Source organism: Streptomyces durhamensis, from assembly GCF_000725475.1.
GTDB lineage: Bacteria > Actinomycetota > Actinomycetes > Streptomycetales > Streptomycetaceae > Streptomyces > Streptomyces filipinensis.
In genome coordinates this window covers 346,257-362,494 of the sequence record NZ_JNXR01000015.1, presented here as the reverse complement: position 1 = coordinate 362,494, position 16,238 = coordinate 346,257, and the positions used below count along the sequence as shown (strand labels likewise).

Genomic DNA, 16,238 nt, shown 5'->3' with positions numbered 1-16,238 from the left:
TTTATAGACATAGTTGACCCGTTTGGGGTGCGCGAAGCCCTCGAACGCTCCCACCGGAGGGCGGTCGACGCGCTCACAGGAGCGTGAGCTGGGTCGGCTCGGACACCTCGGCGGGCTCCGCCGGGCGGATCCGGCGGGCCGGCCCGCCGCGCGCGGGCCCGATGCCGTACTCCTGCGCCAGCTCGTGCACCTGACGGGTGATCCGGCGCTGGTACCACTTGGGTGCGTAGGCGCCCTGCGCGTACAGCCGCTCGTAGCGCCGCACCAGATGCGGATGGTGCCGGGTGAGCCAGGCCATGAACCACTCCCGCGCGCCGGGGCGCAGATGCAGCGTGAGCGGGGTCACCGAGGTGGCCCCGGCCGCCGCTATCTCCCTCACCGTGGCGCGCAGTTGGTCCGGATGGTCACCGAGGAACGGGATCACCGGCGCCATCAGCACCCCGCAGCCGATCCCGTGTTCGCCCAGCGTGCGCACGACGTCCAGCCGGCGCTCGGGCGCGGGCGTGCCCGGCTCCACCGTGCGCCACAGCTCGGGGTCGAGGAAGCCGACCGAGACCGAGATGCCCACGTCCGTCACCTCGGCCGCCCGGACCAGCAGGTCCAGGTCGCGCAGGATCAGGGTGCCCTTGGTGAGGACCGAGAACGGGTTGGCGTGCTCGGTCAGGGCGTCGATGATCCCCGGCATCAGCCGGTAGCGGCCCTCCGCGCGCTGGTAGCAGTCGACGTTCGTGCCCATCGCCACGTGATCGCCCTGCCAGCGGCGGGAGGCCAGCTGGCGGCGCAGCACCTCGGGCGCGTTCACCTTGACGACGATCTGGGTGTCGAAGCCGATGCCGGTGTCGAGGTCCAGATAGCCGTGCGTCTTCCTCGCGAAGCAGTACACGCACGCGTGCGTGCAGCCGCGGTAGGGGTTCACGGTCCACTCGAACGGCATGCGCGAGGCGCCCGGCACCCGGTTCAGCACCGAGCGCGCCCGGACCTCGTGGAAGGTGATCCCGCGGAATTCGGGCGTGTCGAAGGTGCGGCTGACCACGGCTTCCGCGCCGAACAGCGCCGCATCGGCGGCCCGGCCGTGCTCGGCGCCCTCCCGGGACGCCCCGGACTCGACGGTGAGGTTCTCCCAGCGCATGACGCCTCCTCGGTAGCACTGGCCACAGAATAGAACATGTGTTCCCATGATCGTGCGACCTGGGCCGACGACCCGGTGCACGCGTGACGGCACCCCCCCGATTTGGGTGGCCGGGCACCGGGGTGGTTGGCTTTCCCCAACCCCGAGCAACCAGGTCCTGGAGGAACGCAATGGCGCAGGTCGAGGCCACTACGGAGCGGGTCGTCGCGGCGGACGCGGAGAAGGTGTTCGACGCCCTCGCCGACTACCGCGGCACGCGGCAGAAGCTGCTGCCCGAGCACTTCAGCGAGTACGAGGTCCGCGAGGGCGGCGACGGCGAGGGCACGCTCGTCCACTGGAAGCTCCAGGCCACCAGCAAGCGGGTGCGCGACTGCCTGCTGGAGGTCAGCGAGCCCACCGACGGTGAGCTGGTCGAGCGGGACCGCAACTCCTCCATGGTCACCACCTGGCGCGTCACCCCCGCCGGTGAGGGGAGGTCCCGGGTCGTCGTCACCACCACCTGGAAGGGCGCCAGCGGCATCGGCGGCTTCTTCGAGAAGACCTTCGCCCCCAAGGGCCTCGGCCGGATCTACGACGCCGTGCTCGCCAGGCTGGCCGCCGAGGTCGAGAAGTAGACCCGAACCTCTGGACGGTGAAGGGGGGTTGAACCCGGGCGCCCCCTTCACCGGTTCGAGTGGACCTCCCGGTCGCCCCGAACCATGCCGTAACTCACCGAAGTTGTTCGCAGTTGTCGCCTTAGGCGGGAAATGTGAGCAGGTGCGATGAGGGGAGCGGTACGTGGGCGGGACGACTCTGATGCGGGACGAGCCGCTCACGGCGCCTGGCGGAGCACCCGAGGCCCCACCCGCCGAGGCCGCCCGTCTCGGCCCGCGCCGCGTGCGGCTCGTGTTCTCCGGGCTGATGCTGGCCCTGCTGCTCGCGGCCCTCGACCAGATGATCGTCGCGACCGCGCTGCCGAAGGTCGTCGGCGAACTGCACGGCCTGGACCGGATGTCCTGGGCGATCACCGCCTATCTGCTCACCTCCACCATCGGCCTGCCGCTCTACGGCAAGCTCGGCGACCTCGCCGGCCGCAAGGGCGTCTTCCAGTTCGCCATCGCCGTCTTCGTCGTCGGCTCCGCGCTCGCCGGCCGGTCGCGTTCGATGGACCAGCTGATCGCCTTCCGCGCGCTCCAGGGCGTCGGCGCGGGCGGCCTCATGATCGGCGTGCAGGCGATCATCGCCGACATCGTGCCGCCCCGGCAGCGCGGCCGCTACATGGGCCTGATCGGCGCCGCCTTCGGTCTCGCCTCCGTCGCCGGGCCGCTGCTCGGCGGCTACTTCACCGACCACCTCTCCTGGCGCTGGTGCTTCTACGTCAACGTCCCCCTCGGCCTGGTCACCCTCGCCGTCGTCACCCTCGTCCTGAAACTGCCGAAGCCGCCCCGCCGCGGCCGCCGCGGTGGCTTCGACGTCCTCGGCGCGCTGCTGCTCGCCGCCGCCTCCACCTGCCTGGTGCTGCTGACGAGTTGGGGCGGCACCGAGTACGCCTGGGACTCGCGGCGGATCACCGGCCTCGGCGCCGGCGCGCTCGCCGCCGTCGTGCTCTTCCTCGTCGCCGAACGCTTCGCCGTCGAACCGCTCATCCCGCTGCGTCTGTTCCGCGACTCCGTCTTCAACGTCAGCGGCCTGGTGGGCCTCGTGACCGGTGTCGCCCTGTTCGGCGCCGCCAGCTATCTGCCGACCTTCCTGCAGATGGTCGACGGGGCCAGCGCCACCGGGTCCGGGCTGCTGATGCTGCCCATGATGGCCGGGATCGTCGGCGCCTCCGTCGTCGGCGGGCAGCTCATCAGCCACACCGGCCGCTACAAGATCTACCCCGTGCTCGGCGGCGCCGTCTCGGCCGTCGGCATGTGGCTGCTCTCCCGCCTCCAAGTGGACACCCCCCGGCCGCACTACAGCGTCTGGATGGCGGTCCTCGGCGTCGGCCTCGGCATGGTGATGCCCGTGCTCGTCCTCGCCGTGCAGAACTCCGTACGGCCCGCCGACCTCGGCACCGCCACCAGCGCCAACAACTACTTCCGGCAGATCGGCGGCAGCGTCGGCGCCGCGGTCTTCGGCACCCTCTTCGCGGACCGCCTCGGCGACGCCCTGCGCAGGGAGCTGCCGCCGCGCACCGGCGCCCGGCTGCCCGACCCCGACTCCCTCACCCCGCAGCTCGTCCACGCACTGCCCCCGGCCCTGCGCGACGCCTACATCCGCGCCTACGCCGACGCGATGCCCCGGATCTTCCTCTACCTCGTCCCGGTGCTCGTCCTCGGTGTGCTCATCGCCTTCTTCCTCAAGGAGAAACCACTGGTGTCCCACCACACCGCCGAAACGGAGCCCGAGACCCTCAACGCCCCGATCCCGCAGGCCCGCCCCCAGCCCTCGGCCGCGGAGCCCGTCGCGCCCCGCTCGTCGTACGCGGGCGGAAGCCCCGTCTGCGGCACCGTGCAGCACTCCGACGGCACCGTGGTGCCCCGCGCGGCGCTCACGCTCATCGACGACGCCGGAGCGCAGATCGGCCGGGGCGCGAGCGGCGACGACGGGCGGTACGCGCTCAGCACGCCCGGCCCGGGGTCGTACGTGCTCATCGCCGCCGCCGGCGGACACCAGCCGCAGGCCGTCTCCGTCACCGTCGGCGAACGGCCGGTCGAGCTCGACGTCGTCCTCGGCGGCGCCGGGCGCCTCGCCGGCAGTGTGGTCACCGCCGACGGCACCCCCGTGCGCGACGCCACCGTCACCCTCACCAACGTGCACGGCGAGGTCGTCGCCGCCACCCGCAGCGGCCGTGAGGGCGGCTATGTCATCACCGAGCTGGTCGCCGGCGAGTACACCCTGGCCGCCGGCGCCCCCGCCTTCCGCCCGGCCGCCCTCCCGGTCACCGTGCAGGCCTCCCGGGAGACCCGGCAGGACGTCGAACTCGCGGGCGGCGCCGTGCTGAAGGGAACCGTCCGGGCGAGCGGCGGCCGACCCGTTCAGGACGCGCGCGTCACGCTCCTCGACGCCGCCGGGAACGTCGTCGACACCCTCACCACCGGAGCGGACGGAACGTACCGGTTCGTCGACCTCTCGTCCGGCGAGTACACCGTCATCGCCGCCGGTTACCCGCCGGTCGCCACCGTGCTCCAGGTCGCGGGCGGGGGCCGCACCGAACGGGACCTCCAGCTGGGCCACGAGGACTGACGGGACGAGGGGCGGGGCGCTCGCAGGGCGCTGAGCTGCGCGCCGGTGCGACCCGGTGAAACCAATTCCAGGATTGCCACACATCGCGACCGGCCGTCGCCGTACCGTAGTGGCGGGCGGCACAGATCATTTGCGTACAGCCGTGGGGAGAGAGGGCCTGGGCCATGGACCGTGGCAGCGATCGGGACACACCTCCCGGGAGCGGCGCCGGCGGCGCGGCGGCGGGCCGGATTCCGCTGGCCGTGGTCGTCGTCGACCGCGACGGCCTGGTTTCCCACTGGAGCAGCGGCGCCCGGCGCCTGTTCGGCGTGGGCAGGGAGGACGCCGTCGGGCATGCCGCGGCCGACCTCCTGCCCGTCTCCGGCGCCCTCCCCGAGGACCTGCGCGACGAGGTGATGCCGGACGCCTGCGCGGAGTACGGCGCGCTCGGCCCCGACCTGGAGGCCTCGCTCGGCGGGCACACCGCCTACGCCACCGCCGGCCGCGCCCGTCTCTTCCCGCACGCGCAGGAACCGGACGGCGAGCGGCTGGACGTGCTGTGGTGGGCCTACCCGCTGGTCGGCCCCGGCCCGTCCCGGCTGCTCGTGCTCGCCGCCGACGCCGCCCGGCTGCGCGACGAGCGCGGCTACGACGACGAGACCGCCGAACGCATCGCGCCCGGCTTCGCCCGCCACACCGAACTGCCCGCCTCCGAGGAACTGGAACGGCGGCTGCCCGAGATCCTGCCCAACATGGGCCCCGGACCGAGCGGCCGCATCGTCTCCCAGGTGCTCGAACTGGGCTATCCGGTGCTGGAGTTCAGCCAGTTCGACCGGGTGCCCGTCACCCCCTACTGGGGTGTGCCCCGCCGCCCCGGACGCCCGCGCGCCGAGGCCGTCGTACCGCGGCAGCAGCAGCGGCGGCCGGTGGCGGCCGTGATCCCGGAAGGCGCCGAGCAGGACCTGGAGTACGCCGCCGTGCGCGAGCGGCTGGAGTTCCTCAACGAGGTCAGCTCCGGCATCGGTTCCTCCCTCGACCTCGGCGCGACCATCCGTGAGGTCACCAGCGCGGCCGTGCCCCGGTTCGCGGACTTCGCCGGCACCCATCTGCGCGCGGCCGTCCTCGCGGGCGAGGGCTTCCCGGACGGCCCGCCCGACGCCCACACGGTGATGTTCCGGGTGTGGGTCGAGCACAACGACGAACCCGGCCGCTGGGACGACACCGTGCCGGTGGGCGAGTCCTTCGCCTTCCCCGAACACACCCCGTTCTACAAGTGCATGGTCACGGGCGAACCGGTCCTCATCCCGAGGGTGACCGAGGAGCTGGGCGACCGCATCTCCGGCGAGTTCGAGAAGCGTGACCTCAGGCCGCTCATCACCGGCCGTTCGCTGCTGATCGTCCCGCTCAAGGCCCGTAACGTCGTCCTCGGCTTCATGGTGCTGATGCGCCGCCCGGACCGCCCGGCGTTCGACGACATCGACCGCACCACCGGCGCCGAACTCGCCGCCCGCGCGGGCCTCGTGCTCGACAACGCCCGCATGTACACCTACCAGGAGAACGTCGCCGAGACCCTGCAGGACAGCATGCTCCCGCAGGTCAGCCCCCGCATGGCCGGCTGCGACATCGCCACCCGCTATCTGCCCGGCACCCGGCTCGGCCGGATCGGCGGCGACTGGTTCGACACCATCAAACTGCCCGGCTCGCGTACCGCCCTCGTCGTCGGCGACGTGATGGGGCACGGCCTCAACTCGGCCGCCATGATGGGTCAGTTGCGCACGGCCGTGCAGACCATGGCCACCATGGAGACACCGCCCGCCCAACTGCTGCGCAACCTCGACGACCTGGCCCGCAGGCTCGGCGACAACTACCTCGCCACCTGCCTGTACGCCGTCTACGACCCGATCCGCGGCGAGCTGCTCCTCGCCAACGCCGGACACATCCCGCCCGTCCTGGTCCGCGCCGAGGACGGCAGCAGCGAACTCCTCGACCTGCCCACCGGCGCCCCCATCGGCGTCGGCGGCGTCCCGTTCGAGGCCACCCGGGTCAGGGTCCGGCCCGGCGACCGGCTGGTGCTGTGCACCGACGGCCTGGTAGAGGTGCGCGGCTGCGACATCGGCGAGGGCCTCGCCGCGCTCTGCGAGTCCGCCGCACACCCCGCGGCCTCCATGGACGACGCCTGCGACACCATCATCCGCGCCCTGAACACGCGCGGCGGCCGCAAGGACGACGTGGCCCTGCTCATGGCCCGCCTCAACGGCATCCCCGACGACCATGTCGCCGAGTGGCGGTTCGACGCCGACCCCCGTGAGGTCGCCCGGGCTCGCCGCGAGGTCCGCGCACAGCTCCTCGGATGGGGGCTGCCGCAGGCCGTGGAGACCGCCGAACTGCTGGTCAGTGAGGTCGTCACCAATGCCGTCCGGCATGCCCAGAGCGAGCCCGTCGGACTGCGTGTGGTCCGCACCGACGCGCTGCTGTTCGAGGTCACCGACGACGAACCGGGCCTGCCGGCGATGCTCAGCGCCGGCCCCGGCGACGAGTCGGGCCGCGGCCTGCGCGTGGTCAGCCGGCTGGCCCGGGAGTGGGGCGCCAGCGCCACCGGGCACCGCAAGACCGTGTGGTTCGAACAGGGCATCACCACCGCAGGAGGATGACGAGAGGGGGCGTGCGGCCTGCCGTCACGCGCCCCGGGGTGTCCGGCGTCCGCACTTCCGGTGAAGGTGGCCGCCCGCCCCTTGCCCCACCCCGGTCCCGCGCGATATTCCGATCACGGAACCGAACCGTGGGGAGATCGCGATGAACGTCTCGGACAAGTACCGGAGCAACTGGGAGAGTTACTGGAGCGAGACCTCCGACGACGCGGGCGAGGCGATCTGGGACTGCGACCCCGCCCTCTCCGCCGAACCGTACAGCGCCCTGCTGCTGCCCCACGCGGACCCGGCGCGCACCATCGTCGACCTCGGCTGCGGCAACGGCACCCAGACCCGCTACCTCGCCACCCGCTTCGCACGGGCCGTCGGCGTCGACCTCTCGCACGCCGCGGTCGAGCACGCCCGCCGCGCCACCCAGGACGGCGCCGTGGAGTTCCAGCAGCTCGACCTCACCGACGGGGACGCCGTACGCGCCCTGCACGAGCGGCTCGGCGACGCCAACGTCTTCATGCGGGCCGTCATCCACCAGAGCGAGCCCGGGGCGCGTCCCGCGATCGCCGCCGCCGTCGCCGAGATCATCGGCACCGAGGGCCGCGCGTTCGTCGTGGAACTCACCTCCGGCTCCCGGGACGTCCTGAAGCGCGCCACGTCCGAGCCGGGCGGTCCGGGACCCAAGCTGCAGCGCGTCTTCCACCACGGGCTCAAGCCCGCCGACGCCGACGACGCGGAGATCCCGCGGCTTCTCGGCGCGGCCGGACTGAAGGTCCTCGCCGAGGGCGACACAGCCCTGCCGCAGACCGAGTACCTGTCCGACGGCACCCGTATCGACCTGCCGGCCCACTGGTTCGTCCTCGCCGGCGCATAACCCCGCCCGAGGGGTCACCGGGGTGCGTGGGACCGCCGTCCCGCGCACCCCGCTTCCTTTTCAGCCAGGGCACGGACCCTGTCAGGTGGCATCGATAATCGTCTCTTTGGGATTCACAAAGCATTCATATGAGGTGAAATTCGGTCCACCATGGACGATTCGGGGCGCGCTGGCCCCTGACTCCGATAGAACGATCCTGTGGCCCCCGCGGCTCGCGACCTGCGGCGACCAAGGTCGCCCGGACATGCGTGCGACCGCCGAAGTCGTATGCGCAGGATGATTCCTGCCATCACCATATAAATGCCCTCTTGTGATGAACCATCCGGCGGGCAGACGATCCCTCCTCGTCAAGGCCCTACCAGCGAGGAGTTCTTCATGAGCGAGCGGTTGAGTCTCGGCCCGGATGCCGCACGGCAACTCGCCAACACGACCAAGACGACACCGCAGATGCGCGGCATCACGCCGCGCTATCTGCTGCGCGCGCTGCCCTGGGTGGACGTCGAGTCCGGCGTCTACCGGGTCAACCGGCGCCGTACGTACGTCCTGGGCGACGACCGCATCAGCACGACCGACGACACCACGCCGCGCGTCATCGCCGGCGACCTCCGCGAACTGCCGTACCTGCGCGAGGCGGACGACGCACTGCTGGAGGAGCTGGCCGGCGCGTTCACCCAGGTCTCCTTCGAGCCCGGAGAGGTGCTGGCCCAGGAAGGCGCCACGGCGGGCCGGTTATGGGTGATCGTGCACGGGCGCGCGGAGAAGCGCGCGACCGGCCAGTACGGCGCCGACGCGCTCCTCGACGTCATCGGCGACGGCCAGTTCTTCGACCTCGGCGCGTGGACCCGCGCCGAGGCCATGCCGTACCGGGTGCAGGCGCTGACCGCCGGCGTCGCCCTCTGCCTGGAGCGGGCGGAGCTCGCCCGGCTCGCCGAGCGCGACGAGCGCCTGCGCGGCGCGGTGGACGCGTACGTCGCCGGCGCCCACGTCATGGCCGGCGCCGAGGTTCCCGTCGACCTCACCGCGGGACACGACGGTGAGCCGGACCTGCCGGGGACGTTCGTCGACTACGAGGACGCGCCCCGCGAGTACCACATGACGCTCGCGCAGACCGTGCTGCGCGTGCACACACGAGTCTCCGACCTCTACAACGGACCGATCGACCAGACGCGGGCCCAGGCCAACCTCACCGTGCACGCCCTGCGCGAGCGGCAGGAGGCCCTGATGCTGTACCACCCGCAGGACGGGCTCTTCAACAACGTCGCCCCCGGGCAGCGCGTACAGACACGCACCGGTGCGCCGACCCCCGACGACCTGGACGAGCTGCTGACGCGGGTGTGGAAGCAGCCCGCGTACTTCCTCGCCCACCCGAAGGCGATCGCGGCGTTCGGCCGTGAATGTACGCGCCGGGGCGTGCCCCCGGTGATCGAGAGGCACTTCGGCAGCCCGCTGCTGACCTGGCGCGGGGTGCCGCTGCTGCCGTCGGACAAGGTGCGGTTCACCGGCGGCGCGGGCGTGGGGACGACCGAGATCCTGCTGATGCGGCTGGGCGAGGCGGAACAGGGCGTGGTGGGCCTGCGGCCGTCGACCGTGGCCGACGAGGTCGAGCCGGGCCTGGCGATGAAGAACATGGGCGTGGACCAGAAGGGCATCACGTCGTACCTGATGACGGCGTACTTCAACGCGGCGGTACTGGTGGAGGACGCGCTCGCGGTGCTCCAGAACGTCGAGGTGTCCAAGTACCATGACTACTCCTGACCTTGCCGGCACCACCGCCCTCACGGCGCCGCCCACTCCGGCTCAGGCCGCTCCGGGTCCGGCCGTTCCGGGCCCGACCGCCCCAGGTCCGACCGCCCCCGCTTCGGCCGTTCCGGGTCCGGCCGTTCCGGGTCCGGCCGTTCCGGGTCCGGCCGTTCCGGGTCCGGCCGTTCCGGATCCGGCCGTTCCGGATCCGGCCGTTCCGGATCCGGCCGTCCCGGGTCCGGCCGGGCTCCCCGGGTCTCCCGTGCCCACCGGCCAGGCCATGGCTCCCGCCGTGCTCCAGCCGCCCGGCGCCTGCCAGGGCTTCACGCCCGAACTGGCCCGCCGGGACGTACCGGTCCTGCACCGGGCGGTCAACGGCCACCCGCTGATCTGGCTGGACAACGGCGCCACCACACAGAAGCCCCGGCAGGTGATCGAGACGCTGGCGGCGTTCTACGCCTCCGCCAACTCCAACATCCACCGGGGCGCGCACACCATGGCGCGCGAGGCGACGGAGATGTACGAGGCGGGCCGGGCCGCGGTCGCACGGTTCCTGGGCGCGCCCTCGCCCGAGAGCATCGTCTTCGTCCGGGGCACGACCGAGGCGATCAACCTCGTCGCACAGAGCTGGGGGCGCGCGGGCCTCGGCCCCGGGGACGACATCCTGGTGCCGGTGCTCGAACACCACGCGAACATCGTGCCCTGGCAACGGGTCGCCCAGGAGACCCGGGCGCGCGTCGTGCCCGTACCCCTGCGGCCGGACGGCAGCATCGACCAGGACGCGTACGCCGACCTGCTCTCCATGCGCACCCGGCTCGTGGTCATCAGCCACGCCTCGAACGTCCTCGGCACCGTGCCGCCCGTGCGGGAGATGATCGCGCTGGCGCACCGCTACCGGGCGTTGGTCTTGGTGGACGGGGCACAGGCGGTGGCGCACTTCCCCGTCGACGTCACGGACCTGGACGCCGACTTCTACACCTTCTCCGGCCACAAGATCTACGCCCCCACGGGCATCGGCGCCCTGTACGCGAAGCCGGAGATCCTGCAGACCATGGCGCCGTGGCAGTCGGGCGGCAACATGATCGAGTCGGTCAGCTTCGGCCGGACCACGTACGCCCCGGTCCCTCACCGCTTCGAAGCCGGCACCGGCCATATCGCCGGCGTGATGGGGCTGGCGTCCGCCCTCGACTGGCTGACGGCCTTCGACCGCAAGGCGGTGGCGGACTACGAGACACAGCTGACCGCCTACGCGCAGCAGGCCCTGGCCACGATCCCGGGCCTGGAGCTGCTCGGTCCGGCGGCCGGGCGTATCGGCGTGCTGACCTTCACCCTGCCCGGCCACAGCGCGACCGAGATCGCCGACCGGCTGGACCGCGACGGCATCGCCGTCCGGGCCGGCCACCACTGCGCCCAGCCGGCCCTGGCCCACTACGGCCTCGAATCGGCGGCCCGCGCGTCGCTGGCGCTGTACAACACGAGGGAGGAGGTGGACCGGCTGGTGGCGTCGCTGCTGGAGCTGCAGGCCGCCTGAGACCGGGCGTTCGCCGGCCCCGGCCGGGGCCGGCGAACGCCCGGACCTCGTGTCCGCCTCGTAGGAACTTCCCGCGCCGACGCGTAACGTGAAGCACCATGAAGATCCTCATCAGTGCCGACATGGAGGGGGCCACGGGCGTCACCTGGCCGGCCGACGTGCTGCCGGGGACGCCGCAGTGGGAGCGGTGCCGGTCGATGTTCACCTCGGACGTGAACGCCGCCGCGCAGGGATTCTTCGACGGCGGCGCCGATCAGGTGGTCGTCAACGAGGCCCACTGGACCATGCGCAATCTGCTGCTGGAGCGGCTGGACGAGCGGGTCGAGATGCTCACCGGACGCCACAAGGCGCTGTCCATGGTGGAGGGCGTGCAGCACGGTGACGTGGACGGCATCGCGCTGGTCGGCTACCACGCGGGCGCAGGCATGGAGGGCGTGCTCGCCCACACCTACCTCGCCAACCAGATCACCGGGGTGTGGTTGAACGACGTCCGCGCCAGCGAGGGCCTGCTCAACGCGCACGTCGTCGCGGAGTACGGCGTCCCCGTCGTCCTCGTCACCGGTGACGACGTGGCCTGCGAGGACGCGCTCGGCTACGCGCCGGAAGCCCTGAAGGTCGCCGTCAAGGACCATGTGTCGCGGTACGCGGCGGTGTGCCGGACCCCCGCGCGTACCGCCGCCGACATCCGCGCCGCCGCCAAGGAGGCCGCCCGGCTGGCGGTACGGCACGCGCCCGTGGAGGCCGGGCCCTTCACCGTCGCCGTGGAGTTCGACGCGGAACATCTGGCGCAGGCCGCGACCGTCGTGCCCGGGGTCACCAGGATCGGGGAGCGGAAGGTGGCCTACACCAGCGCCACCATGTACGAGGGGATCAGGACGTTCAAGGCGGTCACCACGATCGTCTCCGCCGCCGTGGAGGAGCAGTATGGCTGACCAGCAGGCCGATGAGCTGGCCCTGGCCGAGGTCGTGGAGTTCACCTCCGGCCTGATCCGCATCGACACCACCAACCGCGGCGGCGGGGACTGCCGGGAGCGGCCCGCCGCCGAGTACGCGGCCGAGCGGCTGGCCGGTGCGGGCGTGGAGCCGCTGCTGCTGGAGCGCACACCGGGCCGTACCAACGTCGTCGCCCGCATCGAGGGCTCCGACCCGTCGGCCGACGCGCTGCTGGTCCACGGTCATCTCGACGTGGTGCCCGCCGAGGCCGCCGACTGGAGCGTCGACCCGTTCTCCGGCGAGATCCGCGACGGGGTGGTGTGGGGGCGGGGTGCCGTCGACATGAAGAACATGGACGCGATGATCCTCGCGGTCGTCCGCGGCTGGGCCCGGGCGGGCGTACGGCCGCGCCGGGACCTCGTCATCGCGTTCACCGCCGACGAGGAGGCCAGCGCCGAGGACGGCTCCGGCTTCCTCGCCGACGAGCATCCCGAGCTGTTCGAGGGCTGCACCGAGGCCATCGGCGAGTCGGGAGCGTTCACCTTCCACGACGGTGCCGGCCGGCAGATCTATCCGATCGCGGCGGGGGAGCGGGGCACCGCCTGGCTGAAGCTCACCGCGCGGGGCCGGGCCGGGCACGGCTCGAAGGTGAACAGGGAGAACGCGGTGACCCGGCTCGCCGCCGCCGTCACCCGGATCGGCGCGTACGAGTGGCCGCCGCGGCTGACCCCGACCGTCCGGGCCGCGCTCGCCCAACTCGCCGCCCTGTACGGCGTCGAGCCCGACTTCACGGACGTGGACCGGCTGCTGGAGAAGCTCGGCCCGGCGGCCGAGCTGGTGGAGGCGACCGTCCGCAACAGCGCCAACCCCACCATGCTGGACGCCGGTTACAAGCTGAACGTGATCCCCGGCGAGGCGGTCGCCTATGTGGACGGCCGCTATCTGGCGGGCGCCGAGGAGGAGTTCACCACCACCCTCGACCGGTTGACCGGCCCCGACGTGAGCTGGGAGTTCGCCCACCGCGAGGTGGCCCTGCAGGCGCCGGTGGACTCGCCGACGTTCGCGCGGATGCGGGCCGCCGTCGCCCGGTTCGCGCCCGACGGGCATGTGGTGCCGTACTGCATGTCGGGCGGCACGGACGCCAAGCAGTTCTCCCGGCTCGGCATCACCGGCTATGGTTTCGCCCCGCTGAAGCTGCCTGAAGGCCTCGACTACCAGGCGCTGTTCCACGGTGTGGACGAGCGTGTGCCCGTCGAGGCGCTGCACTTCGGCGTCCGGGTGCTCGACCGCTTCCTGCGGACGGTCTAGGGGATGGGGGACGCGGTGCGGACGTCGCCGTACGGATCATGGCCGTCGCCGGTCGACGCGGCGCTGGCCGCCGCGCACGACGGACAGCCGGAGTGGGTGGGTTTCGTCGGGGACGAGGTGTGGTGGACCGAGCCCCGGCCGGCGGAGGGCGGCCGCCGGGCGCTGGTGCGGCGCACGGCCGAGGGCACGGAGCAGGCCGTGCTGCCCGCGCCGTGGAACGTACGCAACCGGGTCATGGAGTACGGCGGCCGGCCCTGGACCGGGGCGGTGCGCGGCGGCGGAGCACTCCTCGTGTTCACGCACTTCGCCGACCAGCGGCTGTACCGGTACGAGCCCGGCGGCGAGCCGCGCCCGCTGACCCCGCTCTCCCCGGTCGGCGCCGGACTGCGCTGGGCCGACCCTCACCTGGACCTCGCGCGCGGCGAGGTGTGGTGCGTCCTGGAGGAGTTCACCGGGGACGGCCCCTCGGACGTACGGCGGGTCCTGGCGGCCGTACCGCTGGACGGCTCCGCCGCCGAGGACCGCTCCGCCGTGCGGGAACTGACCGACGGCCGCCACCGGTTCGTCACCGGGCCCCGTGTCGCCCCCGACGGCCGCCGGGCGGCGTGGCTCGGCTGGGACCATCCGCGCATGCCGTGGGACGGCACGGAACTGCTCGTCGGCGAGATCGCCGCCGACGGCACACTGCATACCGTCCACACGGTCGCCGGCGGGCCCGAGGAAGCGATCGCGCAGGCCGAATGGTCCACGGACAACCGTCTTCTGTATGCGAGCGACCGCAGCGGCTGGTGGAACCTGTACCGGGACGGCGCCCCGCTGTGCGAGCGCGAGGAGGAGTTCGCCGGCCCGCTGTGGAAGCCGGGCCTGCGCTGGTTCGCGCCGCTGGACAACGGCCTGGTCGCGGTCGTCCACGGTCGAGGGTCGACCGTACTCGGGATATTGGATACAGAATCCAGGGAGATCGTCGACGCCGCCGGACCGTGGACCGAGTTCGGCGCCACCCTCGCCGTCCACGGCGGGCGGGTCGTCGCCGTGGGCGCCAGCCCGCGCACCGGGTACGAGGTGGTCGAGCTGGACATCGCCACCGGCCGGGCCCGCGCCATCGGCGCCCGGCACCGGGACGCCGTCGACCCCGCCTACTACCCGGAGCCGCGCATCCGCACCTTCACCGGACCGGACGGCCGCGAGGTGCACGCCCACGTCTACCCGCCGCACCACCCCGAACGGACCGCGCCCGACGGCGACGCGCCCCCGTACGTCATCTGGGCGCACGGCGGCCCGACCGGCCGGGCGCCGCTCGTGCTGGACCTGGCCGTCGCCTACTTCACCTCCCGGGGCATCGGGGTCGCCGAGGTGAACTACGGCGGCTCCACCGGCTACGGCCGGGCCTACCGCGAGCGGCTGCGCGAGCAGTGGGGCGTGGTCGACGTCGAGGACTGCGCGGCCGTCGCCCGCGCCCTCGCCGAGGAGGGCACCGCCGACCCCGCCCGGCTCGCGATCCGCGGCGGCAGCGCCGGAGGCTGGACCACCGCCGTCTCCCTGACCACGACCGACGTCTACGCCTGCGGCACCATCGTCTACCCGATCCTCGACCTGGCCACCTGGGGCCCCGGCGAGACCCACGACTTCGAGTCCCGCTACCTGGAGTCGCTGATCGGACCGCTCGCCGAGGTGCCGGCCCGGTACGCCGAGCGGTCCCCGACCGCGCACGCCGACCGGCTCACCGTGCCGTTCCTGCTGCTCCAGGGCCTGGACGACGTGATCTGCCCGCCCGCCCAGTGCGAACGCTTCCTCGCCCGGATCGCGGGCCGGGACCTGCCGCACGCATTTATCACCTTCGAGGGGGAAGGACACGGGTTCCGCCGGGCCGATACGATGATCCGCGCCCTGGAGGCCGAAATCTCCCTGTACGCCCAGGTGTTCGGGCTGGACGTGCCCGGTGTCCCGAGACTGGAGCTGCACACGTGAAGGAACTGACGAGGCCCAGGCGGCTGGCCCCGGGCGCCCGGGTGGCCGTCGTCGCCACCAGCGGGGTGGTGCCCGAGGAGCGGCTCCAGGCGGGGCTCGACGTGCTGCGCGGCTGGGACCTCGACCCGGTGGTCGGCCCGCATGTCCTGGACCGGCACGCCGAGCTCGGGTATCTGGCCGGCACGGACGCCGACCGCGCCGCGGATCTGCAGAACGCCTGGTGCGACCCGGCCGTGGACGCGGTGCTGTGCGCCCGTGGCGGGTACGGGGCGCAGCGCATGGTCGACCTGCTGGACTGGGACGCCCTGCGGGCCGCCGGGCCGAAGGTCTTCGTCGGCTTCAGCGACGTCACCGTCCTGCACGAGGCCTTCGCCACCCGCCTCGGGCTCGCCACGTTGCACGGGCCGGTGGCGGCCGGCGTGGACTTCATCAAGAACGACCGGACCCAGGAGCATCTGCGGGCCACGCTCTTCGCCCCCGAGACCGTGCGCACCCTCGCCTCCGGCGGCACGGCCCTGGTGCCCGGCCGGGCCCGCGGGGTCACCCTGGGCGGCTGCCTGTGCCTGCTCGCCGCGGAACTGGGCACCCCGCACGCGCGTCCCTCCGCGGCCGGCGGGCTGCTGTGCCTGGAGGACGTGGGCGAGGAGACGTACCGGCTGGACCGGTACCTCACCCAGCTGCTGCGCGCCGGCTGGCTGGAGGAGGTGCGCGGGGTCCTGCTCGGATCCTGGCGGAACTGCTCCCGCTACGCGCATATACGGCCGTTGCTGGCCGACCGGCTCGGTGGGCTCGGTGTGCCGGTGGTCGAGGAGTTCGGCTTCGGCCACTGCGCGGGCGCGCTGACCATACCCTTCGGCGTCGCGGCCGAACTCGACGCGGAAGCCGCCACGTTGACGCTCGACGAGCCCGCGCTGCGCTGACCGCGCCCCC

General features: G+C 72.8%; 11 protein-coding genes. 10 read left to right on the top strand and 1 reads right to left on the bottom strand.

Translation table 11 applies throughout. The annotated features are described in order from the left end of the window. Positions 1 to 73: 73 nt before the first annotated feature. Positions 74 to 1,129, bottom strand: coding sequence for an Rv2578c family radical SAM protein (locus IO33_RS0123505; RefSeq protein ID WP_031168207.1), 1,056 nt, complete (start codon positions 1,127 to 1,129; stop codon positions 74 to 76). 170 nt (positions 1,130 to 1,299) lie between these two features. Here IO33_RS0123505 and IO33_RS0123500 point away from each other — a divergent pair, with 170 nt between their 5' ends. From IO33_RS0123500 to IO33_RS0123455, 10 genes are all read left to right on the top strand, one after another. Further along, positions 1,300 to 1,743: an SRPBCC family protein gene (locus IO33_RS0123500; RefSeq protein ID WP_031168205.1), complete on the top strand. Its 444-nt coding sequence runs from the start codon at positions 1,300 to 1,302 to the stop codon at positions 1,741 to 1,743. A 163-nt stretch (positions 1,744 to 1,906) separates the two neighbouring features. After that, a complete protein-coding gene (locus IO33_RS0123495; protein WP_031168203.1) occupies positions 1,907 to 4,336 on the top strand; it encodes an MFS transporter in 2,430 nt (809 codons plus the stop codon). 164 nt (positions 4,337 to 4,500) lie between these two features. Then, complete coding sequence (locus IO33_RS0123490) at positions 4,501 to 6,966, top strand: ATP-binding SpoIIE family protein phosphatase (RefSeq protein ID WP_031168201.1); 2,466 nt, start codon at positions 4,501 to 4,503, stop codon at positions 6,964 to 6,966. Between the two features lie 142 nt (positions 6,967 to 7,108). Continuing rightward, positions 7,109 to 7,828: a class I SAM-dependent methyltransferase gene (locus tag IO33_RS0123485; protein WP_031168200.1), complete on the top strand. Its 720-nt coding sequence runs from the start codon at positions 7,109 to 7,111 to the stop codon at positions 7,826 to 7,828. Between the two features lie 375 nt (positions 7,829 to 8,203). Then, positions 8,204 to 9,583, top strand: coding sequence for a family 2B encapsulin nanocompartment shell protein (locus tag IO33_RS0123480; protein WP_031168198.1), 1,380 nt, complete (start codon positions 8,204 to 8,206; stop codon positions 9,581 to 9,583). Positions 9,584 to 9,848: 265 nt separating this feature from the next. After that, entirely contained in the window at positions 9,849 to 11,099 is a 1,251-nt protein-coding gene (locus tag IO33_RS0123475) for a cysteine desulfurase (protein WP_245235853.1), read from the top strand. Positions 11,100 to 11,197: 98 nt separating this feature from the next. Continuing rightward, complete coding sequence (locus tag IO33_RS0123470) at positions 11,198 to 12,031, top strand: M55 family metallopeptidase (protein ID WP_031168195.1); 834 nt, start codon at positions 11,198 to 11,200, stop codon at positions 12,029 to 12,031. Next, the gene (locus IO33_RS0123465; RefSeq protein WP_031168193.1) at positions 12,024 to 13,340 is read left to right on the top strand and encodes a M20/M25/M40 family metallo-hydrolase; all 1,317 of its coding nucleotides are present in this window, start codon (positions 12,024 to 12,026) and stop codon (positions 13,338 to 13,340) included. The genes IO33_RS0123470 and IO33_RS0123465 overlap by 8 nt, the downstream gene beginning before the upstream one ends. A gap of 3 nt (positions 13,341 to 13,343) precedes the next feature. Further along, on the top strand, positions 13,344 to 15,308 hold the full coding sequence (locus IO33_RS0123460; protein ID WP_031168191.1) for a prolyl oligopeptidase family serine peptidase: 1,965 nt from the start codon (positions 13,344 to 13,346) through the stop codon (positions 15,306 to 15,308). Further along, a complete protein-coding gene (locus tag IO33_RS0123455) occupies positions 15,305 to 16,228 on the top strand; it encodes a S66 peptidase family protein (protein WP_031168190.1) in 924 nt (307 codons plus the stop codon). The genes IO33_RS0123460 and IO33_RS0123455 overlap by 4 nt, the downstream gene beginning before the upstream one ends. The last annotated feature ends 10 nt before the right edge of the window (positions 16,229 to 16,238 follow it).

Bases quoted from the DNA above. Each gene is read 5' to 3' on its own strand.
- IO33_RS0123465 (WP_031168193.1), top strand. From the start codon at position 12,024: ATGGCTGACCAGCAGGCCGATGAGCTGGCCCTGGCCGAGGTCGTGGAG.
- IO33_RS0123470 (WP_031168195.1), top strand. From the start codon at position 11,198: ATGAAGATCCTCATCAGTGCCGACATGGAGGGGGCCACGGGCGTCACC.
- IO33_RS0123490 (WP_031168201.1), top strand. From the start codon at position 4,501: ATGGACCGTGGCAGCGATCGGGACACACCTCCCGGGAGCGGCGCCGGC.
- IO33_RS0123475 (WP_245235853.1), top strand. From the start codon at position 9,849: ATGGCTCCCGCCGTGCTCCAGCCGCCCGGCGCCTGCCAGGGCTTCACG.
- IO33_RS0123480 (WP_031168198.1), top strand. From the start codon at position 8,204: ATGAGCGAGCGGTTGAGTCTCGGCCCGGATGCCGCACGGCAACTCGCC.
- IO33_RS0123500 (WP_031168205.1), top strand. From the start codon at position 1,300: ATGGCGCAGGTCGAGGCCACTACGGAGCGGGTCGTCGCGGCGGACGCG.
- IO33_RS0123505 (WP_031168207.1), bottom strand. From the start codon at position 1,129: ATGCGCTGGGAGAACCTCACCGTCGAGTCCGGGGCGTCCCGGGAGGGC.
- IO33_RS0123460 (WP_031168191.1), top strand. From the start codon at position 13,344: ATGGGGGACGCGGTGCGGACGTCGCCGTACGGATCATGGCCGTCGCCG.
- IO33_RS0123485 (WP_031168200.1), top strand. From the start codon at position 7,109: ATGAACGTCTCGGACAAGTACCGGAGCAACTGGGAGAGTTACTGGAGC.